Origin of the sequence: Novosphingopyxis iocasae (assembly GCF_014334095.1) — a bacterium.
Classification (GTDB): domain Bacteria; phylum Pseudomonadota; class Alphaproteobacteria; order Sphingomonadales; family Sphingomonadaceae; genus Novosphingopyxis; species Novosphingopyxis iocasae.
The window spans coordinates 486,706-510,920 of sequence record NZ_CP060495.1 but is presented as its reverse complement, the minus strand read 5'-3'; the positions used below and the strand labels follow the sequence as shown (position 1 = coordinate 510,920).

16 protein-coding genes are annotated in these 24,215 nt (G+C 60.6%); 9 read left to right on the top strand and 7 right to left on the bottom strand.

Going from position 1 to position 24,215, the window contains the following annotated elements; translation table 11 throughout:
- Window positions 1-237: 237 nt before the first annotated feature.
- The 5 genes from H7X45_RS02460 to H7X45_RS02440 all read left to right on the top strand — a co-directional run bounded on the left by H7X45_RS02460 (window position 238) and on the right by H7X45_RS02440 (window position 10,301).
- Entirely contained in the window at window positions 238-3,342 is a 3,105-nt protein-coding gene (locus H7X45_RS02460) for a PDDEXK family nuclease (protein WP_187335984.1), read from the top strand.
- A gap of 299 nt (window positions 3,343-3,641) precedes the next feature.
- The gene (locus H7X45_RS02455; protein ID WP_187335983.1) at window positions 3,642-7,670 is read left to right on the top strand and encodes a hypothetical protein; all 4,029 of its coding nucleotides are present in this window, start codon (window positions 3,642-3,644) and stop codon (window positions 7,668-7,670) included.
- Between the two features lie 825 nt (window positions 7,671-8,495).
- On the top strand, window positions 8,496-9,095 hold the full coding sequence (locus H7X45_RS02450) for a hypothetical protein (protein WP_187335982.1): 600 nt from the start codon (window positions 8,496-8,498) through the stop codon (window positions 9,093-9,095).
- On the top strand, window positions 9,095-9,721 hold the full coding sequence (locus H7X45_RS02445; RefSeq protein WP_187335981.1) for a hypothetical protein: 627 nt from the start codon (window positions 9,095-9,097) through the stop codon (window positions 9,719-9,721). Before H7X45_RS02450 ends, H7X45_RS02445 begins: the two co-directional genes overlap by 1 nt.
- Window positions 9,722-9,773: 52 nt before the next feature.
- Window positions 9,774-10,301: a hypothetical protein gene (locus H7X45_RS02440; RefSeq protein ID WP_187335980.1), complete on the top strand. Its 528-nt coding sequence runs from the start codon at window positions 9,774-9,776 to the stop codon at window positions 10,299-10,301.
- 423 nt (window positions 10,302-10,724) lie between these two features.
- On the opposite strand, the gene H7X45_RS02435 is transcribed toward H7X45_RS02440, so the two are convergent.
- Complete coding sequence (locus H7X45_RS02435; RefSeq protein WP_187335979.1) at window positions 10,725-10,919, bottom strand: hypothetical protein; 195 nt, start codon at window positions 10,917-10,919, stop codon at window positions 10,725-10,727.
- 507 nt (window positions 10,920-11,426) lie between these two features.
- Between H7X45_RS02435 and H7X45_RS02430 the strand changes: the two genes are divergently transcribed.
- The 3 genes from H7X45_RS02430 (at window position 11,427) to H7X45_RS02415 (ending at window position 14,458) form a co-directional block, all read left to right on the top strand.
- Window positions 11,427-11,801 (top strand): hypothetical protein, encoded by a 375-nt coding sequence (locus H7X45_RS02430; RefSeq protein ID WP_187335978.1) that lies wholly within the window; start codon window positions 11,427-11,429, stop codon window positions 11,799-11,801.
- Window positions 11,786-12,598, top strand: a complete 813-nt coding sequence (locus H7X45_RS02425) for a tyrosine-type recombinase/integrase (RefSeq protein WP_187335977.1) — start codon at window positions 11,786-11,788, stop codon at window positions 12,596-12,598. The genes H7X45_RS02430 and H7X45_RS02425 overlap by 16 nt, the downstream gene beginning before the upstream one ends.
- Before the next feature lie 741 nt (window positions 12,599-13,339).
- A complete protein-coding gene (locus H7X45_RS02415) occupies window positions 13,340-14,458 on the top strand; it encodes an AI-2E family transporter (RefSeq protein WP_187335975.1) in 1,119 nt (372 codons plus the stop codon).
- 172 nt (window positions 14,459-14,630) lie between these two features.
- Here the strand turns inward: H7X45_RS02415 and H7X45_RS02410 are convergent, their stop codons facing one another.
- Window positions 14,631-14,894, bottom strand: a complete 264-nt coding sequence (locus H7X45_RS02410) for a DksA/TraR family C4-type zinc finger protein (protein ID WP_187335974.1) — start codon at window positions 14,892-14,894, stop codon at window positions 14,631-14,633.
- 152 nt (window positions 14,895-15,046) lie between these two features.
- Here H7X45_RS02410 and H7X45_RS02405 point away from each other — a divergent pair, with 152 nt between their 5' ends.
- Window positions 15,047-16,141, top strand: coding sequence for an alkene reductase (locus tag H7X45_RS02405; RefSeq protein WP_187335973.1), 1,095 nt, complete (start codon window positions 15,047-15,049; stop codon window positions 16,139-16,141).
- Window positions 16,142-16,171: 30 nt separating this feature from the next.
- On the opposite strand, the gene H7X45_RS02400 is transcribed toward H7X45_RS02405, so the two are convergent.
- The 5 genes from H7X45_RS02400 to H7X45_RS02380 form a co-directional block, all read right to left on the bottom strand.
- The gene (locus H7X45_RS02400) at window positions 16,172-16,894 is read right to left on the bottom strand and encodes a L,D-transpeptidase family protein (RefSeq protein ID WP_246449588.1); all 723 of its coding nucleotides are present in this window, start codon (window positions 16,892-16,894) and stop codon (window positions 16,172-16,174) included.
- A 173-nt stretch (window positions 16,895-17,067) separates the two neighbouring features.
- Window positions 17,068-19,902, bottom strand: coding sequence for a TonB-dependent receptor (locus H7X45_RS02395; protein ID WP_187335972.1), 2,835 nt, complete (start codon window positions 19,900-19,902; stop codon window positions 17,068-17,070).
- 204 nt (window positions 19,903-20,106) lie between these two features.
- The gene (locus H7X45_RS02390) at window positions 20,107-21,189 is read right to left on the bottom strand and encodes a sensor histidine kinase (protein ID WP_187335971.1); all 1,083 of its coding nucleotides are present in this window, start codon (window positions 21,187-21,189) and stop codon (window positions 20,107-20,109) included.
- A 142-nt stretch (window positions 21,190-21,331) separates the two neighbouring features.
- A complete protein-coding gene (locus H7X45_RS02385) occupies window positions 21,332-22,705 on the bottom strand; it encodes a class II 3-deoxy-7-phosphoheptulonate synthase (RefSeq protein ID WP_187335970.1) in 1,374 nt (457 codons plus the stop codon).
- Between the two features lie 150 nt (window positions 22,706-22,855).
- Window positions 22,856-24,145 carry a DUF2891 domain-containing protein gene (locus H7X45_RS02380; RefSeq protein WP_187335969.1) on the bottom strand — a complete coding sequence of 430 codons (1,290 nt, stop codon included), beginning with the start codon at window positions 24,143-24,145 and terminating at the stop codon, window positions 22,856-22,858.
- Window positions 24,146-24,215 lie beyond the last annotated feature (70 nt).

Genomic DNA, 24,215 nt, shown 5'->3' with positions numbered 1-24,215 from the left:
ATGGCCCTTCGGTCGAATTCATCCGCAGCGGGTGTTGCGGTCTGCGTGCCGCCCGTGTCAACAGACGTAGCGCTGCCGTGGTCACCTCCCAAGGATTTATCCGCACTGAATGCTCCCCGATCATCGAACGGGCTGGACTGTGGAGCGGTGGATAGCTGACGTCAGCTGCTACCGAGCCACATTGCCGCTTCTCATTCAAAAGTTACCACGAGTGGAACGATCCGCTACAAATGAAGCATGGAATTCCTGGACCAGCAAATTAATCCACCCGCCTCATGGGACAAATTTGAGGAATTGTGCCGGTCTCTGTTTTCGGAAATTTGGGACGATCCGACCGCCGTTCGGCACGGCCGCACCGGGCAGGCGCAACACGGTGTCGATATCTACGGACGGCGGCCTTCGATGCCGTCCGAATTGCTGGGCGTTCAATGCAAAGGCAAGCACAGAAACTACAAAGCCAAACCGACAATCAAGGAATTCGATAAGGAACTGGACAAGGCGGAAAAATTCGAGCCCAAGCTTGCCGAATGGACGTTTGCCACCACGGCTTCTGATGATGCGGCATTACAACGGCATGCCCTAACAGTTTCAAGCCAGCGAGTCGCTGTGGGGAATTTCCCTGTAAGGTTCCTCGGCTGGAACTCGCTGCAATCGCTGCTGGCTCAGCACCCGGCAATCATCGAACAGTTCTACCCCGAATTGGGGCCGCAATTCCCGTTGGTCATTGAGCGGCTCAAAGAACTGCCTGGTCAGGTAGTGGCGGCTCTTCACTCTTCGGTCTCCACAACGCGCACAACTGAGTGGTTGCCCGAGACGTTCGATCAGGCGCGCGATCTAGGTCCGGCGCTGATGGGAAAATCCCTTGGCCCCGCAGACGTCAGCGCTTGTCCGGAGCTTCCACAGGTCGAACGCTTGTGGCGAGAGCTAGAGGCCGGTTTCAGTGCGCGTTTGGTAGCCACTGCCGGTGCCGGCAAGTCGGTATGTGCTCTGCAGGTCGCGAAACGCGCGCACGATCAAGGCTGGCATGTTGTTCGGTTAAAGAATCCCGAGGTTTCTTCGCTGCAGTTGATGCTGGACGATCAGCCGACGCTCCACATCGTCGATGACGCTCACCTTACCGATGCCGACCTCCTACGCTTGGCCGAAGAACAAGCCTCATCCAGACGATGGCTGCTGAGCGCGCACACCGTATCGAATGAACGGACGGCAATGCCTGGCAGCATAAGGATTAATCCGGGGCAGGCGGTCGCCGTCATAGCTAGCGGGCTCCGCGCCGATATGGCTGAGACGCAACGGATCGTGCAACGCGTGGATGACCGTGTCCGTGACGGCCCGGGCGATGAGTGGATCGGGCATCGCCTCAATGCGGCAGAGAAGGCGGGTCGGCCATGGCAATTCATGTTCATTCTCGGAGGCGGGTGGCGCCGCGCCACGCAAGCTGCCGAGGATGCACGCAGTGTCGGCGCGGACTTGGTGCTAGCGGGTATCGCCATCCACCAATTAGCATCGCGCGATGCACGCGCAACCGCGGCCACCCTACAGCCTTTGTTTGATGTCGGCGGGGTTGATATTGTTCGCAGCGCAGAGGCGATTGATTGGCTGGTTGCGCACCGGCTCGTGCTGGAACTGGGCGACTTACGCTGTCCGCATCAACGACTCGCCAGCGTTCTCATACGGCGTATTCTCGAGGGACAAACCGAGCATGGCCGTAATGCAATCGGCGCAATGATCAATCATGCCATCGCTGCGCCGACTTACCCCCTTGCAGGCCTGTCTTCGCTGCTCACTGAAATGCGCCTGATGGGGGCTTTCCCGAAGCAGTGGGCGCAGCTCGTCGACAAGGAATTGCTGCCCGCGCTTATTGCGCGCTGTTGGTCTGCCGAATTGCCCGACGATCGCCGCGGCGCAACTTGGCTCTTGTCGGAAATGCAAAGCTACATCGACGACTGGATTACCGCCGCCACGCGTGGATACGAGGAGACCGCCGCTCGCTGGTATAGTGAACCTGCACTCGGGACGGCTTACGGGATTGGACACCTTTTCGGTCAGTTCGCGATGAAGGACGAGGACTTGGCGCGCTCAATAGTGTCGCGCTCGGATCCCCTCAAGGTCGCGGCTGCGGTTAGCCAGGCTGACGCGGTCCTGGCCTGCGAAGTCGCCAGCATGCTCTACTACAGCGCGAGGTGCAGGCCCGAAAAGTGGAAGGAGCGATATCTCGCCGCGGTTGATCGAGAAGCCTGCCTAGCGGCGATGCGGAGTTGGCCACGCAACCACTACCTGTCGGCAGCGGGTGTATTTTGCCAATTGTTTGCTTGGGATGACGAAGCTTTCGGCCTCGATCTGATTGAGACCCTCATTCCGGCTATTGCGGATCGGCTCAGGGCGCAGCCGTTCCCAGAGTTCCACGAACTTCATGACATGGTCTGGCACGCGCTTCGGCTCGATGACGCGCTTGGTATCTACGTCGGAAAGAACGGACCAACAGCTCGCATGCGCAAAATCGGAGGCAAGCTGGCGGAATGCTGGAATCCCGCAGCGCTTGCCGAACAGGTCTCTTCAATGACACGGCGTGACTTCCAGTCAGCCTGGCGGCTACTGAATTTCACCCGCGAGGTTTCAAAGAAGCAATTCGAAGCAACGCTCGCTCACATCGACTGGGCGCGGATCGAGAAAACAATCAGTAAAGCCTGGAGACGGTTCGACCACGATATTGAGGTCTTCCTTCAGGTTTGTTTCCAAGCTGACGTCGCCAAAGACCCGATTCGGTCGATGGTGATAAACTCCCTCGCAGAGACGCCGATTCTGTCGGTGCGCTTAGCGATGCTTGCGCCGGTGGCGGCCGTGGAGCAAATCAATGCCGGCAAACTGGTCGGAGTGGCAACCCACGGACATTTCCATTGGAGGATGAGCGCCGCCGTGATCGCTCAACTCGCCGGCGACCATGGCGCGCTGATCGAGCCCCTGATTGCCCCGCATGAGGCGGTCGCAAGCGAGCAGCTTGGCAGCAGTAACCAGCCCTTCTTTGACGAGCCGCTGCTTTTCCTCCGGCTGATCTGGCAGCTGGCGCCAGCATCGTTCGAACGCATCATCGCGAATGTCGATTCCTCGGGTGCCGAGGCTGGCTGGCGTGACGCGCTGAGCGGGAAAGACGCGGCGCAGCACGCACCGCCTGGCGATCGCGGTCCAAAAGCGGCCGATCGCCAGACGGCCGCGTGGTTGATCGAACGGTGTGTCGACAGGAGCGATGATCTTGGTGCCGCGGCACGGCGTCTTCGCGCGCGATGGCCGAGCCGGTCGCGGCCCCATCCGAAACTTCTGGAGCCATTCGGCTGCACTGCATGATACGTAAGTTTTCGGGAAAACTTTTGCCAAGTTACCCGTCACGCTCGGCGCTGGGCCGGACAAGATCTACGATGTCTAAACTGGCGCCACGTTTGTTGTTTGTTGGAGGATCAGCGGGTCTCAGAGGGCCACCGCCAGAAGGAAGGCATCTAGCCCTAGTAGCCTCCACTTTTAAGTGTCCGGCGAGCGCAACGACGGTGTAAAGTTTTGCAATCCTGTTTGCGGAGGGCGGATGCTGGGATAGAAACATATATGTTTCGCGCTGCGATCTTCTATTGGAATCACGGACGGTCGGCACCATGGCCGGTCTCGTAAGCGACCCCGCGCGGCAAGCGCAGGATACATTTCGCGGTTATATCTACCAGATATTGCGCAGCATCCTGGTTTGGTTAGACCTTGGTGATGACGAGCACCTGTTTCTAGAAGGCGCGGAAGACCTCGATCGGGTCGAGGGCTCCAAAGCGCTAACCGAGCAGGTCAAGGATACCGCTGGCTCGGGCAGTATCACCTTGCGCACGGCATCGGTCGTTGACGCGATCAACAACTTCTGGACGCACCGGACGCGTAATTCCGGCATCGCGATCCGATATCGCTATGTCACCACTTCCGGTATTGGAGTCGAGCAAGGTTCACCGTTCGGTAGCGGTCGGGGTGGGCTAGATCTCTGGAACAGCCTTCGCGCCGCATCCTATGATCCGGCCAACGACGAGCATATCGCCTCAATTGCCCAGTTCCTGCTCAATGAAGGCAAGCTCTCGGCGCCACTGGAGCTGTTGCTTGACCAAGCCAGCCCGGCTGATCTGTTCGCGAAGGTGATCCAGCCAATCGAATGGATGGCCGGCCAACAGGACGGCGATGCGCTAGTGCGTAATATCAAGGACCGGCTCGTCCTGCATGGTGCCGCCAGTTCGATCGCGCCAGCAGATGCCGAACTTGCGTTCGACGCGCTTTACACCGCCGCGTTTGACGCGGCGAAGCAGAAGGATGGTGCTCCGCTCAATCGCGCGCAATTTTTGCGCATCTTCGCCGGCGCGACCGGCTGCCACGTGCCCAAGCAGGATCTGCTTAATCTCATGCGAGCGGCCCTGTCCTCAGAAAGGGGCGATCTGACCGTCCAGGCGCAACCTATAGGCTTGGAAGGTCCGCCGCCGCTGCCCCCGCAATATTTCCAACGCGTGGCGAGCGAACAGGCCGTGAGCGCGGGATTGTCGACCGGCACGGTTCTGCTCCACGGATCGACCGGTTCGGGCAAGACGCTGACCGCCGCTAGCACACTCGTCGGTGACGAGCCGTTGTGGCTGACGCTTCGCGATCTGAGCCCCGGCGAGGCCAAGGCACGGCTGGTTGCAGCAACCGAACAGTTGCGAGCGGGCACGGCCGCCAGAACCTTGGTGGTCGATGATCTGGATACCCTCTCGGATCCCCGCGGGATCGCCGGGCCGCTCGGCGCGCTGTGGCACACACTACAGGCGCTTGGCGGGCGGGTGCTGATAACCTCGGATCGCATATTGCCTGATCGATTGGCGCAGGCAGTCCGGCTCGATCCTGCGCGCGAATTCCGTATGCAGCCCTTCGATGCAGATGAAATCGAGGCGTTTCTGCGAGAAAACGGTTGCCCGGACGACCGCGCCAAGCTCTGGTCCAAACTTCTGGAAGTTTCGACGCGGGGCCATCCGCAGCTGGTCAGCGCACGCGTACGCACGTTGGCGGCAAACGACTTTCCCCAGCCAGATCATTCGGACATGCTTGGGGCGACCAGCGATCTTGACCCCATCAAATTCGAAGCCAGGCGGCTCATATCCGAGCTCCCCGAGGGCGCACGCGAGCTACTTTTGCGGGCGAGCCTGATGACCGGACGCCTGTCGCTCAAGCGCCTGATATCGATTGGAAGGCTGCAGGACGCCATCGCCGAGCCGGGCGCAGCGGTCGACATCATCGCTGGACCTTGGCTTGAAAAAACCGAGGATGGTGAGTATCGTGTATCACCGCTGGCGCGCGGCGCGGCAGACGAACTGCGCGGTCAGGACTGGACCAAAGCGATGCATGGGCAGCTCGCCTGGATCTACCTCCTCGATCGTACCGTCAGCCCTTGGGATATCTCGTCCATCCTGTTGCATTGCTACACCGCAGGCGCGGCCGGACCACTAGTCTATGTCTCGCAAGGGATGTTCTCCGCGAGCGACGAGACTTGGGCTGCGGTTGGCGAAACGTGTGGAATCTACACCGGCCTTGGCCTCGACGCGAGCAACCCACTGCCATTCAGGAGCGCGATCGACGTCTTCGTCTTCCGAATCTTGCAATACCGCATTGCCGCCGAGACCGACCCCGACACCGCGATGCGGATCGCGCTCAAGATCGAGGAGGAATTCGCCGCAGCCCCGATTGACGATGCCCGGCAGTTCTTCCGCTTCCTCTATCTCAGCCAATTCCTGTCGATCCTGAAGGTCCGCTATCCGGTCGCGGTCATCGTCGCTCGATCGCTCGAATTCTTCGACGTCGCCAAGACACTTGAAGCGACCTTTCCGGAACGGCTCGCCGAAGCCGGTCTTGAGGGCGAGGACAGCGTCCCGGCTGGCACATATGTGCAGTTCGCCAGCCTCCGGTTGTTCTCGCAGATTCAAGACATCGACGAATTCACAGCGCTAGTTGCAGCGCTCGACGGCAGATCGATGGAGGATGCCTGCGCCGTGCTGAACTCGATCGGCACACCTGACGATATGGCGTCGGTTTTGATCGAACGCCTGTGGTTGTCGGAATATCAGTCAGGGGCCGTTGGCTGGCCCGCCTTCCGGCAGAAGCTCCGGAGTGCCTTCGATTTTAGCGCCAAGGTTGGCGCCGCGTCCATGGCGAGAGCGATCGCGCCCGTGCTGCTGAGAATGATCAACGAGGATATGGGCGACTCGCAAGGCGCCGTTGTCGAAGCGGGTGATCTCGGCGCTGTCGTAGGAGCAGATCCGATCTACAACTGTGCCTTTGCGAAGGTAATGAGCGATGCTGGCGACTTCCCGAAAGCCAGGGAGATCTGGCGTAAAGCGCTCCCGAAATGGCCTCGCGAGGAAGATGACATCGGTTGCGCCTATGCCCACCGCTCGGCTGCGATCGGCTCCGCGCGGAACGGCGAATGGACCGAGGCTGCGCACTATTTCGATGAGGCCCGAGGGCTGATCGAGGAGGGTTCGCGTCCCACCTTCACCATCGGCCTTAAGATGGACGCCGCCCTTACGCGTTTGATGGGGGGTGATCGCGGCCAGGCACTCCGTGAGTTCGGGCAGGTCGTCGCGGCACTCGAGCCGCTGCAGACTAATTATGAGTGCGATCCCCTGCTTTCGCTCCAGCGTCGCAGCGGCGGAGTCCTGTCCGCGGCGGTAGGATGGATGGCGGGTGAACGCACCGACAAAGAGATGACGAAGCTTGTGGGCATGTGCAGCAACCTCGACCCGTTCGTGACCGATGCCCCTGTTGCGCCACCACTCGACACTCTCCGCTTGGATCTGATCCGGCTCGAGCTTGCCTGCGGCGCATCGGTCGACGGGTCTCTGCAGGAAGCCCCGGCCCTGCGTGCCAGCCCGTTCGTGTCGTTTCGTGCTGGGAGTTGCCCGGTGCTGTTTGAGCTGGCTCGGCGGACGTTGGATTTCAGTGACATCGTGATTGACGGCACCAGGATGCTCGACGCCTTAGCCATGCTGGCGGAACAAATCGCCGCGAATGATCGCGACGTCATGCGCATTGACGATGGCAAGGCCCGGGAATGGTCAGAGGGCGCCGACGAAATTCTGGTAGGACATGTGGTCGTCGCCACGTTTGCTCTGGCCGCCGCGGATCAACTCGATCGACTGCCCATTGCCCGCTGGCGAACGGACGCGGCGGCGCATCCGCAAGGCGGACGTGTGGAGCAATTGATCGATCACCTCGAGGGGCTATTCATTAAGGGTACGGTTGAGGCCTGGGGCACAGTCCTCAAATGCCCAACAAACGATTGGTCCCATCACGCGATCTCCGCTCTCGCCGCGACGCTGCTGGAGCGTCTGGCACCGGACGCCCTGCTCGTCGCGCAATCGCTGTGGGTCCATTATCTCAAGGAACCCCATCGTCGCCAGCTCGCCGAACACTATGTCATCCACCTCGCCTCTAGACAGTGGACCGCGCTCACGAAATTCCCGGAGGTGTTCGGCCCGTCCGAGAGTGCCACCGAACCACTGGCCACGGCCATCGCCGCACCTGGGCAAGGGTGGCCGAAATTGCGAACCATATTGCAGGCGGCTCTCGGCATCGTGCCGCTGGCTGCGGATGACATTGCGCGCATTACGATTGAGGCTATGGAGGCCTGAACGATTGGGTCTCAGCTGACGCTTAGTCCGCTTCTTAAGCTCTAAACTCAGCGGCCAAGCGGCAGATCGGGTCAATCTTGCACCCCAATTCGACTTATCGATCCGTCCGATAGAACGGGCATGGTGCTGCCCTAATCCAGCGTCCGCTTTTAAGTTTGACGCGATAGGTGGCGAACGGCCGACATTAGGGCGCAAAGGTGCCATCTGAACGGCAACCGTATTTGCTTCGCACATGTAGATAAGGGTACGAAGTTCGGCCACGCTCGGACCGCGTTGCGATCAACTCTTCCGCACCACTTTCCTTCTCTTCGTCGAACAACAAGGGTCACTCAAAAGTCCGAAGGCAGGCATCTGAGAGCGCGCACAACAGCGTGGACAAAAGCTCGCGCACGCAAAATTACAGGCACACCCAAAATCCGCGTTGAGAACGCCACGCGCACAGCGCGCTTCTCCGAAATGTCCACACGATCGGCGTCAGTATGCAAGACCCCGAAAACGTAGACAAATTCGTTCTCCCGCCGAAAGAGGCGGGAAAAGAGCGTGGACAAGCAAGCCGAAAGGTCCACGGAATTTTGGTAGGCGCAATACCGTAAAAGTGGGGAACCCACTTTTACATGCTCCTGGACAAATCGGATCGGTCGAGTCTTCGGCTACCTCGGGCCGATCGCCGTTCGGAAGTCGCGCTGTGCCCATACTCTTCTCCCGTTTTATCCATGGTTCGGCGGTCGTCCCGCCTCAGGTCCTCTGTGTGGACAAGTCCTCACTCCGGAAGGCCAGCGCATGTGCGCGCGAGGAAGTGAGATAAGTGAGGATGAAGTGGGCTGAATGAGCCCGGAAAGGATAAGGAAAATCCCGCTGGGCTTGCCGCTGCCAACCGGTTGCGGCTCTCAAAAAAAGGAAGCCCAGATGTTCTTTCGAAATACCACGCCAAGCAGTGCGGGCGCCATCGTCACGGACCGCCTTCTTACCGCACTCGACGCCCGCGATACAGCCCGCGAAGTCACCCTCGAACCCATCGGATTGAAGGGAGTGTTCGAAGACGATCGGGCGACCGCGTTGATCGATCCGGATGCTGCTCAATGCGTGCCGATGGCGAGCCTCGTAGCGATCGCGGAAGATTACTCGCTCGACGTTCTGGTGTTGCGTGAAGTTGCACCTGGCAATTCTTCGGTCAGCATCTGTTGTGATGCGATTTTGGCTTCGCATCCGTGCGACACTCTGACCCTCACAGCTCTCGATCCTTGGATTCAAGAAGGGGTCTTCTGGCTCGTTAGCGAGCGCGCTCGGCACGCGATCCGCGTCGCTGAGAACGGCTGCGAAATCGTGCTCGGCCAGCCATTCTCGACGCGGGGCCAAATGCTGTCCGGGCTTCTTCGAGCACAGTCGTCGATAGCAATTGATATGCCTCACGAGGAGCGTGTCTGATGGCCCGGAAGAAGCCCGTCACCGTCAATCCGGACATCGCTTGGTCGGCGTCCAATCCTCACAGCTGGTTGATCTTGCGCGGCGATGCGCCGGGCACCGAAGCTGTGCCTGGCTGGCGCGTTATGTATGGCAATCTTAGAGCTCGCCATCGTGATCATGACAACTCGCTGACCGCGTTCGCGCAAGCCAAATTGAGACCCGACGGAACGCCCGGGTGGATCCCGACCGCGCATCGCGTTGAAGTGCTGTTGCCAGCTCATGCAGACGACGCGCTATGCGATCCTAAAACGCTGATCGGACGCGCTGAAGCGGAGCTGCCAAACGATCCCAAAGGGCTCGCGACCTACGTCACGCTGACGTGCGCTCCGGATCGCCTTCATTCGCAATTCGAGGTCGCGCGGCAGGTCGCGCGCGACCTCGTCGATCGCTTCGAGGTGGCGGTCCTGATGGTTCAGCATGTGCCGGCAAAGGCGGCCAACGCCAACGCTCCCCACTGCCATTTGGTGATCCCGGGACCGCGCCGACTGACGGCCTGGAGCGGCTTCGGTTCCTATGTCACGCAGCTCTCAAGCGATGCCGGTCGCAACCTGGTCGTGGACGCGCTTCTGACCAAACTTGCGGTCTAGCTTCTTGCAACCGGCGCGTCATGCCGCTGGTCACCCAACCCAAAGGAAAATCATGTTCAACGTTACCCTCAAGGGCGCCGCCGACGCGCGCGCCCGGATCCTTGCCGAAACGCTTTGCGGGGCGGCTCAGCTGCCGCTCCAAACCAATCTCTCCGTGCTCTTTCCGGCATTCCACCAATCGATGCATTTGCCGGAGTCAGACCTCATACTCCTTCCGACAAGTGCCGACCTGCCGTTCGCGCGGCGATGGTCGCAGACGTTAATTCGCGAAGCGCGATGCGACCTACTGCTTGTTTCCTGGCCAGCCGGAACGATGCCCGCGGTTATGCGCGCCACGTGGAGCGTGAAACGGACAGGATGGACCGCGCCGCTCCGCCTCTGGATGTCGATTGTGGATGAGCCATGGTTCGTGACGAGCTGTGGCCCAAATGCCCGCGCCTTCCGGTTGGCAGATGCTCGCCGCTGGCAATCCAGCCCGCCGGCCGGCGGGCGAGCCGAGATGCGGAGTGGCTTTGATCGAGCGGTTTGCTGGATAGAAAATCTCAAACACGATCTCGAGGCGGCGGGGGCTGCCTCATGATCGGCGATCAACGAGAAACCGGCTATGCGATCTTGTGGCCCGCGCAGTTTTCTAGTCGGATTACTCTGTCGAAACCCTTTGGCCGTCTGCCCTCGGCCACAACGCAGTCAAATGAGGCGGTCGTTTGAGATCTATTTTCCGATGCATTCATCAAATAACAGAATTCGTGCCTCATATGACTCGACATTTCTTTTATCAAAACAAGTGAATATTTGCTGCCAACAGCCTGCCACAACGAACGAAACAATATAATTCAAATAACTGTGGACAGGCGTGAAAAAGCCAGACAGGATCAAAAAGAGAACAGATTTCCGGAGCAACTCTGGAGACGAAAATGGAAGACCAGCTGCATGACGCTTCGACCGAACTATCGCCCATACCTCTGGGACTTCGCGAAAGCTGGAAGGGCCTCCACGGGTGTGCTCAGATCAGCGATGAGCAATGGTGGTCCAAGGCAAGCGTATCCTCGTGCGGCGGGCATCCGAGCATGGAGAATGGCGGGATCTGACCGATGATGATCTCATCCAACTGCACGCTGCCGGCTTCATCGCGACCGATGTCTTCGATCGCATGCAAATCCGGATTCTCAAATGATCTCTCGACTTCGGCGGGTGCCACTATGGGCGCGAATGGTCGCCATTGCGCCGTCGGCGTCGTTCCGTCTTGGCCGAGCGTATGCGTCCCAACCACCCGGTCAATTCACCGCGGCGATCCTGAGCGCGGCAACCACGACCTGTCCAGCCGCCCTGCCCTTCTCGAGGTCGATCCGGCCTATCGACGGAGCACGGACGCTGGATCGCATGGCGCTGGCGAAGACCATCGAGGCGATCGACGGTCGACACTGGTGCGGTCGGAAGTCAAGCGCGCGGCAAAATCGGCTATGTTCGCTTTCCCTCCCCGCCAAATGCGATGCCGCGCTGCGGCTCACTACTGCGATCTCTCTGAATCGACCTTCCTCGCACGGGTAGCCTCCGGCGAATATCCACCTGGCGCGAAGGACGGCGGCGCACGGGTCTGGCTTCGAGATGATCTCGACGCGGCAATTGAGGCGCGATTCGGTGTGAAAGCCATTGGCGGACGTATCGATGATGAAGATCCATTCGCGGCGCGGCTGAGCAACTGACTATGCCGTCCGCCCTGCCCTTCACATTCGTCGTTCGGAAGAAGAACACCGGGACACAACTCTGGTATTTCCGGCATTCGTCACTGGCGAAATCCGTCCGCATTCCCGGTCTACCGGGCGAACCCGCGTTTCATCGCGAGCATGCTCGCCTGCTGGCCGAAGCGGTCGAGGAAAAGACAGCTGCCGACCAGCGGAAGGACGAGACGTCAATCCGGTGGTTGACGGAACAGTATCAGGCATCCGACGAATGGAGCCGCCTCAAGCCGTCGACGAAGACGAGCTACAAGCGCGAGATCGGTCGCTTAAATGCCCTTGTCGGCGATCTGCCCTTCGCCAAGCTGACGAAAAGAACGTCGGCCAAATGCGAACGAAAGTGATCGCTGGTGCGGTCGCGGATCGTGAAGCAATGATCGCAAAGCGGAAGGCCAACGACGAGGCGGCGATCGCTGCCGGTCGTCCGGTATCAAAGCGGAAGGTGCCTGAGCCCATTAACGGTCTCCGAACCGGTGATCTGTTCAAGTCGGTGCTCGCGGCCATGTTCTCTTGGGCGACCGACCACGACCACATGGATGCAAACCCAGCTGAGAAAATCAAGAAGCTGCAGCGAAAGAAGGATGTCGGATCCTACGTTCCCTGGTCCGAGGCACAGGTCGCGCACGTTCTGCGACAGGCATCGCCCCGGGTTCGCGATGGCGTGGTCGTCGGTCTTCAAACCGGCCAGAGACTTATCGACTGCATGCTGATGACCAAGGCGAACGCCTTCGGTGGTGAAGTGAGCGTCTTCCAAGAGAAGACCGGAAACTACGTCAACGTGCCGGCCACCGGTCCTCTGGTCGAATTGATCCGGCGCCGCGTCTCGGCGAACGACCCGGAGGACTGCGATCGGCTCGTGGTGCAACCGAAGGGAATTCCGTATTCAGTGCGTGTGTTCAGCAGTCACCTTCGAGATGAACTGGACCGTCTCGGATTTCCAGAGCTGAGCTTTCATGGCCTGAGGTATGCAGCTGCGAGTCGGCTCCTCGAGGCAGGGTGCTCCCTCGCAACCGTTTCGGACATTACGGGGCATTCATCGGTCCAGATGGCAGAGAAGTATGCCACCGCTCGTGAGCGGAAGACTCAGGCAGCAGCGGCGATGGAAGCGGCCGCCGCGAAGATCGAGCAGGGCAAACACTAGGAACGATCAGCCAGTCTCTTACGAGACTGTATCTGAACAAACATCGAAAATGTCAGTAAATAATATAAGGATTACTCTGCGATCCATATCCTACAGGCCATTTTCCAGTAGCTTCGTGGAGTTCGTGCCCCAAAGTTAGATGATGCCTTCGGCAAAGAGGTTGCAGAAATTGGGACTGATTTCGAATAGCCATGACGCCCGGCCCCGGAGATCCATGCGAGGAGCGTCTGTCAATAGTGTGGTGCATGTCTACGGCATATTTGTTGCATGATTTAACGTCGCATCTAGTCCCTCTCGGAATTCTCGCCCAGCGTTTTTTCTTTTTCGGCATGATCCTCTCCTCGTCAGTGACAGCTATGCTATGGAATGAACCTTTCGGATCCATTTATCCCGCATTTCCAAAGACGTAATCTTTCTCGCAGTAACACTGAGTGCTAACCGCGCCGATATTCTGCTAACCGGTCTCAAAAAGCGAAGGCTTTACAGGTTGTTAAGCGTTGCTTTTGCAAAGCCCGCTGACTCTTAATCAGCGGGTCCTAGGTTCGAGCCCTAGTGCGTCCACCATTTTTCATTAATTGATAGCATTTGGCTTATGCCCCTGGCTGCATAAGAATGCGGCTCTTTCGCCTCATGGGACTTAAGCGGATCGCGTAAAGGCGCCAACAGCGTCGGAATGAACGCGTTGGCCGCTAGCCCTCGATCTAGTTCCTATCCTTTCGCAGCCCGAGCTTGCCGACTACGATGTCTGCGGGCGATCTGACGGTACGGGGCGTTGCCGTTATTGCCGAAACACCCATTAGCGTGCAGACGAGCCCGGTGGAGAACCAAAACCCAAATTCCGCGCTACCGCTCACTGTTCGTATCCTTCTGTTCGTACTGCTATTTTTCGCGGCGGCCTGGCTGATTTACCGAACATTCGAGCTACTGCTGCTTGTCTTCGGAGCCATGCTGGTCGGCCTGCTCCTAAGCGTCACAGCGAATGAGCTCTGGCAGCGAATTGGCCTCGCTTACAAATGGGGCGTGTTGCTGGCCACGATCCTACTGATTGCCTTTTTTGGGGGTCTTGGTTGGTTGTTCGGGCATGAGGTAGTGACGCAGATTGGCGATCTGGGGCAGAAGGTGCCCCAGGCTTGGGAACGCTGGTCCCGCAGCCTGTCGCAAAATCCGATGGGCAAGATTTTAGTGGACTCGCTGCAATCTCAAAATACCGTCGTTTTTATCACGAATGAATCCCGCGCCATCGCCGAAGGCAGCGTAACAGTCCTTTTCAATCTGTTGATCGTGATCGCGGGCGGGGTATTTTTCGCGGCGGCGCCACGCCGCTATCGCCATATTTTCATAGCGCTATTTCCACGCCCTGCCCGGCCGCTAGCTGCGAGAACGGCAAGAGATCTCAGCCACAACCTTTCCTACTGGTTGCTGACCCAATCCGCATCGATGGTGATCATGGGGATCATCTTTACGATCGGACTTCATCTCTCCGGAGTGCCAGCCGCGAGCGCCCTGGGTGTTCTGGGTGGGCTGAGCGAGTTCATCCCTTATGTGGGACCGATTCTCGCAATGATCCCCGCGATTGTGCTGGCGTTCGCCGGGCAGGGATCTCTTCTGGGCGTAATTCTCACCTATTTGATTGCCCGGATTGTGCAGGCGAACATCATCACGCCGCTGCTCACCAGCCGGCTCGTATCCGTGCCGCCGGGAATCTACATTTTTCTCATTCTGGGAGCCGGATATGCATTTGGCACCTTCGGCCTGTTCTTCGCAGGACCACTCGCCATTTTCTTTTACACGATTTGGGTTCGCCTTTATCAACGCCATTTTCTGGGAGACCCGGTTTCGCCTACAGCAGGGCAGCTTTAGATTATTTCGTGACGCTGTGGGTTCGATAAAATTTAAGCCCGACGACTTGCTACGCGACACGGATGGCAGCTTACCCTTCTCGGTGAAAAAAGCGGGCGACCTGGTCAGAATGGAGATCGTAGAGTTGTGCGCGATCGAGACGCGGGTGAAGGCGGGATGTTCCCGAAGCACTCTAGCGCAGCTGGCTATCCTTGCTGCCGCGGCGATTGAAGCCACTGGCCCCCCTCGCCTTGTCGCGTTTGGCCTGGCACTCCACGCAGGTGCGCACGCCGGGCAGCGCTACGCGGCGCTTTTCCGGAATATCCTCCCCGCACATATCGCAATATTCTGCGCTTTCGCCCTTGGGCATGCGCGAGCGCGCCTCGGCGACGGCATCGCTCACCGTATCGTCGATCTGATCCTGTACGGCGCCGTCGCGCGCCCATCCACCTGCCATCGCAGCCTCCTGTTACTGCACCGGATATGGGAACGCCGGTGCTGCGGCGCAATCGCCGGGGAAATGCCGCGCCCCGCTGCAACGCAGCGGAACGGGAAACCGCATCGTCTGTTTGGACAGGCAAGTCTCCTGACATTCGAAAGGCCTTCTTGATGACCGACCGCAGCTTGCTGTTCGAACCGCTTCGCATGGGCGATCTTGTCCTGCCCAACCGCGTGCTGATGGCGCCGCTCACCCGCAACCGGTCTCATGGCGACGGCACGCCCAAGGAATGGGCCGAAACCTATTATCGCCAGCGCGCGGCGGCCGGGCTGATCCTCAGCGAAGCCACGCAGATCAGTGCGATGGGCAAAGGGTATCTCGATACGCCCGGCATCTACACCGACAAGCATGTCGAGGGCTGGAAAAAGATCGTGGATGCCGTGCATGCGGGCGGCGGGCGCATCTTCTGTCAGCTTTGGCATGTGGGGCGTATAAGCCATGTCTCCCTGCTGCCGGAGGGCAAGCAGCCGGTTTCCTCCAGCGCGGTGCAGGCCGACGCGCAGACCTACACCGCCAACGGCTTCGAACAGGTGAGCGAACCGGTCGCGCTGGACGAAGAGGGCATAGCGCAGACCATCGAGGATTATCGCAACGCCGCCCATTGCGCGGCGCGCGCGGGGTTCGACGGGATCGAAGTGCACGCCGCCAACGGCTATCTGCTCGATCAGTTTTTGCAGGATGGCGTCAATCGGCGCGATGACAAATATGGCGGATCGATCGAGAACCGCATGCGCCTGCTCGAAGATGTGCTCGACGCCGTCGTGAACGAATTTCCGAAGGAGCGGATCGGCGTGCGGCTGTCCCCGCTTGGGCAGGCCAGCGACATTACGGACAGCGATCCCGAAAAGCTTTTTTCCGCGGTCTACCAGATGTTGTCGGAGCGGGACCTCGCCTACCTTCACGTGGTCGAGGCCTTTCCGGGCAGCGATGGAGACAGCGAGCAGCATGCGCTGATCCGGCGGCTGCGCGAACAATATGACGGCGTGTACATTGCCAATGGCGGCTATGATGCGGACAGCGCGGTTCGGGAAATCGAAGGCTGGAACGCGGACGCGGTCACCTTCGGGCGGCCGTTCATCGCAAACCCCGATCTGCCCGAGCGTTACCGGCGCGATGCGGCGCTGAACGAGCCTGATCCGGACACCTTTTATGGCGGTGCGGAGACGGGCTACACCGACTACCCGTTTCTGGACGAGCCGCGCTGAGGCGGGACGAAATAGTGGCGGGCGCCGGGTTTACCCCCAGCGCTCCGTCCACCCCTTCGTCACGGTGACGATGTCGCCAAGCTTCGCATTGGCAAATAGCTTGGCGGCAAATCCATCCGGCACGCCCACGCAACCATGGGTGGCATAGCGGTTGTCAACTTCGGAGCTGTGTACGGCGACGCCGTCCCAGGTCAGCCGCAGCATATAGGGCATCGGCGCGTCGTACAGGTTCGAGACGTGATCGATGTCCTTTTCCAGGATCGGAAAGGTGCCGAGCGGCGTGGGTTTATGATCCGCTCCATAAATGATCGTCGCGCGGCCAATCTCATATCCGCCGCGATAGGCGTAGATCTGCTCGCTATCGATATCGACGACCAGACGTAGCGGACCGGCAGGCGCGCGCCCTTCATCCCAGATCCATTCGCCGGACTTCAGCGGCGCGGGCAATGTGCGCACGGTGGTGGGCTGAAACTCGCCCTTGTTAGCAGACGGCTTGGCCTTGGCGGGCTTCGCCGCGGGCGCCTGAAGCTGACGCTGCTCGCCGGCATCGGCGGCTTGCTCGTTGATCTGGCGGTTGGCGGGGCGCGGGCGCTGTGCGGGTTGGCCCGCGGTCTCGTGAATGAACCGGTCCCGACCTGCGCGCGTCTGCGCTTCGGCGCTTTCATCGCCCGTCATGCTGACCAGCGCGAATGTCACGCCGAAAAGGATCGGCAGGATAATCAGCATCTGAAGCGCGAACCGGGCAAGTCTCATGATGGCCATTCCGATAATATGACAGTTTGGCACGATCCTGCCAATCGGGCCAGCGCAGCCGTGTCAGGCGGGGACGATAGATCGGAAATCGTTAACGGCGCTTGCCGAGCCCCAAAAAAAAGCGCGCCCGGATGCCCGGGCGCGCCTTGTTTACCCTTCGATTGGGTGGCGGATCAGAAGCTGCCGCGCACCGTGACACCGTAGGTCCGCGGCTCGGCGAGATAAGCCGAGAAAGTCTGCTGGGAGGCCACGAACGGGGTGTTGAAAGCAACCTGCGTGTAATCGGTATTGAACAGGTTCTGCGCCCACAGCTCGATCGAGTAGCGGTTTTCCGGGGCGCGGATACCGATGCGGGCGTTCACGACGGTGAAGCTGTCCTGCTCTTTGCCGTACAGCAGATCCGAACCGGTGTTGTAATCGCTCACCGTGCGGACGTTGGCATAGGCAAGGCCACTCCAGCCGCTGTTGCCGATCGGCGGAGTCCAGCTCGCCGAGGCCGTGGCGGTGATGGCCGGGGCATTGGACAGACGCTCGCCGGGCAGCAGGCGGAGGGCCGGATCCAGCGGCGCGCCATTGTCGTTGCCGATCAGATTGTCCTCATACCGCGTGTCGGCATAGGTCAGGCCGGCAGTGAAGTTCAGATACTGGCTGGGGTTGATCGTGCTTTCCAGCTCGACACCCTGCGCCAGCACACCGAACTTCACATCGTCCGGGCTGCACGCTCCGGTCAGGCCGAAGGCGTCCTCATCCGCGCCGTTCAGATCGCTGCTGCAGGCGTTGATATTCTGCACCAGGAAGACCGAGCCGTTGTACGTGTTCAGCTGGAAGTTCGAGAACTGCTGGCGGAACGCTGCGATACCAAGCGAGAACTCCCGCGTGCCGTATTTCGCACCGATTTCGAAGGCGTTCACGGTTTCCTGCGCGAACTGCAGGTTGGAAGCGTTAGCCAGCGCATTCGGCCCGACAACAACGGAGAGGTTGCTAGCGCCCAGCGTATCCGCGGGCGAGTAGAAGGTGCCGCTGATCGCCGAACGATCGAGGTTGAAACCGCCCGCCTTATAGCCGCGCGAATAGCTGCCGTAGAGCAGCAGATCCTGCGTCGGCTTGTAGCTGACGATGGCAGTGCCGGTCAGTTCCTCTTCGTTGCGGCGATCGTTGAACGTCGCACCGTTAAGCTCGGAAGTGCTGTTGCCCTGACAAGTGAGCGAGATAATGCCACCGGCCAGGCCTGCCAGAGACGGCACGCCCAGAAGGCCGGAAAGCAGTGCGCGGTTCTGCGGACAGATGGTGTTGTCGTTGCCGATCAACGCATCGAAACGCTTCGTTTCATTGGTGTACCGCAGACCCAGCGTCACATCGAGCTTGTCGGTGACGTGAATGATATTGTGCGTGAACGCGGCGAAGCTTTCGCTGTTCTGCTTGTAGATATCACCGGTCGAGCCGAGATCGTTCACACGCGCCAGATTATCGAGGCCCGCCAGGAGGAGCGGTGTTGCCGCACCGAAGGCAGCGGGGCGCCCGGGAACCTGGCCGGCGAGAAGCGCACGTCCGCCAGCGCTGAGGCAGGCGTTGCTGCCGGGCGCCGCAAGTGCCGGGTTGATGGCGTTGATGATACGGCACGGCGCAAACGCACCATATTGCGTGCCGAAGCGCAGATTATCGCGCACCACCAGATCTTCATTGGCGTAGAAGCCGCCGACGAGCCAGTCGAGCTTGTTGTCGAACAGCGAACCCTGGAAGCGCAGTTCCTGCGTAAAGGTGTGGAACTGACGGGCACCGGCATTTTCGTTGGGCGCGCGGTACAGGATATCGACCTGCGTATAGTCGGTGTCCGAACCCTGATAGTTGTTATACTCGCGGTAACCCGTGATCGAGGTCATCTCGACATTGCCGAGATCGTAATTCACCTCGAGCGAAAGGCCGTAATCCTTGGTCTGCCCTTCATAGCTGCGTCCAGGCGTCACATAGATGTCGCGATCGAACGTACCGTTGTTGAGCGCGGCGGGGTTCTGCCCCAGGCCGAGCAGCACCGGAATGATCGGGTTTGCCGTGCTGGTGAGCGGCGGGCTTCCCGGAACAGGACGCACGAAGGAATTGAGGCCGGGGCTGATCCGCGCAAGCGGCGCAAAGTCGGTCTGCACAAAGGTTGCCGCGCAGCAAGCCTCGTTCTTCTCCGAATAGTCGGCGACGAGGCGCGCGGTGAGCAGTTCGCTCGGTTCGAAGAGGAGCTGGCCGCGAACCAGATACCGATCGCGGTTGTTGATGCGCGTATCGTTGACGACGTCGTTATAGAAGCCGTCGCGCTTGAAATAGACGCCATCGACACGGCCAGCCAGCGTATCGCTGAACGGTACGTTGAGGCCTGCCTCTACGCGGATCGCGTCATAATTGCCGTAGGTGAAGGCACCATAGCCGCTCAGATCGAATTCCGGCGGGGCGGTATAGATCGAAATGAGACCGGCCGAGCTGTTACGGCCACCGAGCGTACCCTGCGGACCGCGCAGGATTTCGATACGGTCGATCGGGCCGAGTTCGCTGAGCGCATTGCCCGAACGTGACCGATACACACCGTCGACGAACACCGCGACCGAGCTTTCAAGGCCGGGGTTGTCGCCCACCGTACCGATACCACGAATACGGGCCGAACCGTTCGCCTCGTTACCGGTGGAGGAAACCAGCAGAGACGGCGCCACCTGGTTCAGTTCGCGGATATCGCTGGCGCCGGACTTTTCGAGCTGATCGCCCGACACGGCGTTGACCGCGATCGGAACGTCGTTGAGCGACTGGCTGCGGCCCTGTGCGCGAACGATGATAACACTGCCGTCATCGGCCTGCGCTACGGCAACGCCGTTATCGTCCGGCGCAACATCGGCGCGCTGCGTGACCGTATCCTGCGCCGGCGCAGTCTGTGCAGCCTGAGCGAAAGCGGCACCCGGCAAGGCGAGGCCTGCCAGAGCGGTCGAAACGGTCAGCGCGTGGCGCAAACGAACATAAGGGCGGGTCTGCATGGTGGCATCTCTCCTTCGTAAAGCCGCCGCCTGCATGATTCAGGCGTTCGGTATGTTTCCCTGCGACTAGCCATGAAGCGACCACGACACAAGCCTAAGCCGCAGCCCCGCTCGATTTTCGGACATTCTGTTGCGCAATTGCCATAGCGGTTGGAAAGCCCGCTTCGAAGGTTGGCCATGCCTTAAGCGCGCGAATAGCGCTGCTCAGATGTCGGCGATTCGCTCCGGCCGCGCCGTGACGCTGTACCACATGCCGTTGCCGGTGATTTCCATGTCGGCCGTGCCGCGCATGTCCATCGGCACGATGCGGCGGAGAATATCGGTGCCGAAGCCCTTCCCTTCGACCACGGGTCGATCGCCGCGTTCGAACCGTTCGCGCCATTCGAACACCTGCATCCCGTCATCGGTGCGGTGCCAGGTAAAGTCCACCTCGCCCACATCTGCGCCCAGTGCGCCATGCTTGATGGCATTGGTCGCAAGTTCGCCGATCATCAGCGTCACGATGAAGGCCCCGCGCGGAGACAGCAGAAGGACATCGTCCTGTTGCACCGTGATGCGATGGCTTGGCCGATCGCTGCGATACCCCGCCAGAACGCGCTGGACCAGTTCGGTCAGCGGAACGCTCTTCCACTCCTGATCGGCCAGCAGTTGTTGCATCGCGCCGAAGCTGCTGATCTTTTCCTGCAGCTTGCGGATCAGCGCATCCTTGTCCTTTGCATCCCTCCCGATCAGGGACACGAGCGAGGCGATCTGCGCGTACATGTTGCCCATGCGGTGCTTCAGTTCCGCATTGACGACTTGCAGATCGTCAATCGCCTGCCCCTGCTCTATCTCCACTATCGCACAGGCGGCAAGATCGGCCAGGATCGCACGCTCCCGCTCGCCAAAGCCTGCGCGCGGTTTGTCATCAAGTACGCACAAGGTACCGATGGCATGGCCGCCGCCCGTCACCAGCGGCTGCCCCGCATAAAAGCGCAGTCCCGCTTCTCCGGTGACCAGCGGATTGCTCGCGAACCTCTCGTCTTCGCGCGCGTCGGGCACGATCATCATGTCATTAGGGTTGCGGATGGCGTGATCGCAAAAGGCGATGTCGCGGCTGGTCTGCGCAATGTCGGTGCCGTGCCGCGCCTTGAAATGCTGGGTGTCGCTATCGATCAGCGACACGAAGGCAAGTTTGGCATCAAGCGTGTTGGCAGCCAATCGAGCGATCCGATCGAACCGCTCCTCGGCCCCGCTCTCCAGCAGCCCGGTCGCGTAGAGCGCTTTCAGACGCTGCGTTTCAGCCAAATCAAATTCCCCCGGCGCGCCAATCCCTTAGAACGAAGCGCGCCGCTCCTAGCGATGCAAGAACCTATAGCAAATCACGCGCGCCGCGTACAGCGCGCAAGACTCCGAGCGAATGCCGTCTGTCGCCGCCCGGGCAGCCCGGTCAGGCTGCCTCAGCGCGCCGCTCCGCCATCTCTTCGTTCAGCATTTCTGCGAGCAGGAATGCGAGTTCGAGCGATTGGGAGGCGTTGAGGCGCGGATCGCAATGGGTGCGGTAACGGTCCGCCAGCATGGCATCGGTCACCTCGGCTGCGCCGCCCGTGCATTCGGTCACGTTCTGGCCGGTCATCTCGATATGGATGCCGCCGGCATGCGTGCCTTCCGCGCGGTGAACGTCGAAGAAGCCGCGCACTTCGCCGAGAATACGCTCGAATGGCCGCGTTTTCAGGCCGCTCGGGCTCTTGACGACATTGCCGTGCATCGGATCGCAGGACCACACCACCTTATGCCCCTCGCGCTCCACCGCGCGCACGAGCGGCGGCAGGCCGGATGTCACCGTATCGTGACCAAACCGGCTGATGAGGGTAATGCGCCCCGCCTCACGCTCCGGATTGAGCACGTCTAGCAGGCGAATGAGCGCGTCCGGCTCCAGGCTCGGCCCGCATTTCATGCCGATCGGGTTGGAGAGGCCGCGCATGAATTCGACATGGGCAGAGCCCTCGAACCGGGTCCGGTCGCCGATCCAGAGGAAATGCGCGCTGGTGTCATAATGCGCGCCGCTTCGCTGATCGGCACGGGTCAGCGCCTGCTCATAGGGCAGCAGCAGCGCTTCATGGCTGGTGTAGAAGGGCGTCGATTGCAGCTGCGGAATGCGATCGGGATCGATGCCGCAGGCGGCCATGAAGGCCAGCGCCTCATCGATCCGGTCTGCCATTTCGCCATAAGCCTTGGCCCATTTGCCCTGGCCCATGAAGTCGAGCGTCCACTGGTGCACCTTGGCCAAATTGGCATAGCCACCGCCTGCAAAGGCGCGCAGCAGGTTGAGCGTCGCCGCCGCCTGGCTGTAGGCGGAAAGCATGCGCTGCGGATCGGGCTCGCGCGCGCCTTGCTCGAAATCGATCGCGTTGATGATATCGCCGCGATAGCTCGGCAGTTCGGCATCGCCCTGCACTTCCGTCGGCGCGGAGCGCGGCTTGGCGAACTGGCCGGCCATGCGCCCCACCTTCACCACCGGCAGCTTGCTGGCATAGGTGAGCACCACCGCCATTTGCAGGATGACGCGAAAGCTGTCGCGGATATTGTCCGGGTGGAATTCGGCAAAGCTTTCGGCGCAATCGCCGCCCTGCAGCAGGAACGCCTCGCCCGCCTGCACCTTCGCAAGATCGGCCTTCAGCGCATCGATCTCTCCGGTGAAAACGAGCGGGGGATAGCTGGCCAGCGAGCTTTCGACCGCAGCGAGTGCTGCGCCGTCGCGATAATCGGGCATCTGGATGCCCTCATGCTCGCGCCAGCTGTCCGGTTTCCACTGCGTCGTCATCGTTCATTCCCTATTTCGCGCGTCATCCCGCGCTCTTGGCTGCAATCTATATCATGCCCACGCCCAGGCATAGCGCGCCCGGCGATAGCTTTTCTTTATCACAGAAAGATGCGCAAGCGATCGGCCAGCAGGCGGTAGCGTCCGCTCCTCTTACTGCGCCTTCCCCTTTGCGGCCGGCGCCAGCTTACCGCTCGGCATCGCGGCCGGTGCCTTGTCGACCGGCGTGATCGAGCCGGTTTTCTCCACATCGGTCGCCCCGTCGCGAATGCCGCGTCCGGTGGTGAGATAGGTGGCGAAGCTCGCCAGCCAGTGGCCGCCCGAGTAATTCTTGCCGCTGACATTCTTCAGGCCGGCCTCGGCATGCTTGTTGGCCGTCGCCAGCAGGGCCGCACGGCGCGTGTCGCCCGGCGGCAGCGCGCTTGCGATGCCGCGCAACGCCCACGCGCGCGAGAGGTTGAGCCCGTCCAGATGCACCAGCTTACCGTCGGTGGGATCGCGCACCTCGCCCACTTCCAGCCAGTCGGTCGAACCGTCGCTCGGGATGCCCGGCAGAAACGCGGTCAGCCATACGCGATATTTATCGCGCGGCAGCACGCGGCGCATGAGGTCCGCCTCTTCCAGGCAGGGCGAGAGGAAATCCTCGCCGGACGGTTCATAGCCGATCGGGCAGTTCTCATCGTCGCCGTAGAACTCGATCGCCTTGTCCTTGACCATCTTGGCAAGGCCCGCATCGCCATGTTCCTGCGCGTAATCGAGCATCAGGCTGAAGGCGAACGCGGTCTGATTATGCGTGCCTTCACGGATCGGATAGGCCAGCTTCGGCAGCCAGTCCTTCAGTTTGTTGAGGATGACGGATTCCAGCGGCTTCAGGTTCTGGACCAGCTGCGCGGCCTTTTCCCCCTTGGGGCCACCGCGCGCCGCAATCTCCTCGAGCTCGGCATAGAGCTGCAGGAACCAGGCCATGCCATAGGGCCGTTCAAAGCTGTTACGCCCCTCGCCCATCAGATATTTGGCCTCGGCCTGGATATTCTCCGCCGTCAGGCTGCGCTCCAGCGCGGCTTCCGCATCCGGCCCCATCGCGCCCAGCTTGTCCTGCCCCCACAGCCGCGCGAGCAGCCAGTGGCCGTGAACCGAACTGTGCCAGTCATAGCAGCCGAAGAACGCCGGATGCAGCTGCTGCGGTGACTGCACGTCATTCGGACCGTTCAGGACATGGCTGATCTTGTTGGGATATTGCTTGTTCACGCAATCGAGCGCCAGACGGGCGAAACGCTGCGCCTGATTGTCGGCCTCCATTTTGGTCATGCTGTCCTCCACACGGGGGGATTGCGCCGCGGTCGGCTCATCGGCGGCAGGCTGCGCGCCCTTGTCCTCGCTCGAAAAATTGCATGCCGCCAGGCCCGTCAGCAGCGGCAAGGCGATCAACAACCTGGTCTTCATCTTCAATTTTCCCGTTCGGCGCGTTTTGCAGGACCCTAGCGACCCATGCCCGCAGATTGAAGCGCCGCGG

Bases quoted from the DNA above. Each gene is read 5' to 3' on its own strand.
- H7X45_RS02460 (WP_187335984.1), top strand. From the start codon at position 238: ATGGAATTCCTGGACCAGCAAATTAATCCACCCGCCTCATGGGACAAA.
- H7X45_RS02455 (WP_187335983.1), top strand. From the start codon at position 3,642: ATGGCCGGTCTCGTAAGCGACCCCGCGCGGCAAGCGCAGGATACATTT.
- H7X45_RS02450 (WP_187335982.1), top strand. From the start codon at position 8,496: ATGAGCCCGGAAAGGATAAGGAAAATCCCGCTGGGCTTGCCGCTGCCA.
- H7X45_RS02445 (WP_187335981.1), top strand. From the start codon at position 9,095: ATGGCCCGGAAGAAGCCCGTCACCGTCAATCCGGACATCGCTTGGTCG.
- H7X45_RS02440 (WP_187335980.1), top strand. From the start codon at position 9,774: ATGTTCAACGTTACCCTCAAGGGCGCCGCCGACGCGCGCGCCCGGATC.
- H7X45_RS02430 (WP_187335978.1), top strand. From the start codon at position 11,427: ATGCCGTCCGCCCTGCCCTTCACATTCGTCGTTCGGAAGAAGAACACC.
- H7X45_RS02425 (WP_187335977.1), top strand. From the start codon at position 11,786: ATGCGAACGAAAGTGATCGCTGGTGCGGTCGCGGATCGTGAAGCAATG.
- H7X45_RS02415 (WP_187335975.1), top strand. From the start codon at position 13,340: ATGTCTGCGGGCGATCTGACGGTACGGGGCGTTGCCGTTATTGCCGAA.
- H7X45_RS02410 (WP_187335974.1), bottom strand. From the start codon at position 14,894: ATGGCAGGTGGATGGGCGCGCGACGGCGCCGTACAGGATCAGATCGAC.
- H7X45_RS02405 (WP_187335973.1), top strand. From the start codon at position 15,047: ATGACCGACCGCAGCTTGCTGTTCGAACCGCTTCGCATGGGCGATCTT.
- H7X45_RS02400 (WP_246449588.1), bottom strand. From the start codon at position 16,894: ATGAGACTTGCCCGGTTCGCGCTTCAGATGCTGATTATCCTGCCGATC.
- H7X45_RS02395 (WP_187335972.1), bottom strand. From the start codon at position 19,902: ATGCAGACCCGCCCTTATGTTCGTTTGCGCCACGCGCTGACCGTTTCG.
- H7X45_RS02385 (WP_187335970.1), bottom strand. From the start codon at position 22,705: ATGACGACGCAGTGGAAACCGGACAGCTGGCGCGAGCATGAGGGCATC.
- H7X45_RS02380 (WP_187335969.1), bottom strand. From the start codon at position 24,145: ATGAAGACCAGGTTGTTGATCGCCTTGCCGCTGCTGACGGGCCTGGCG.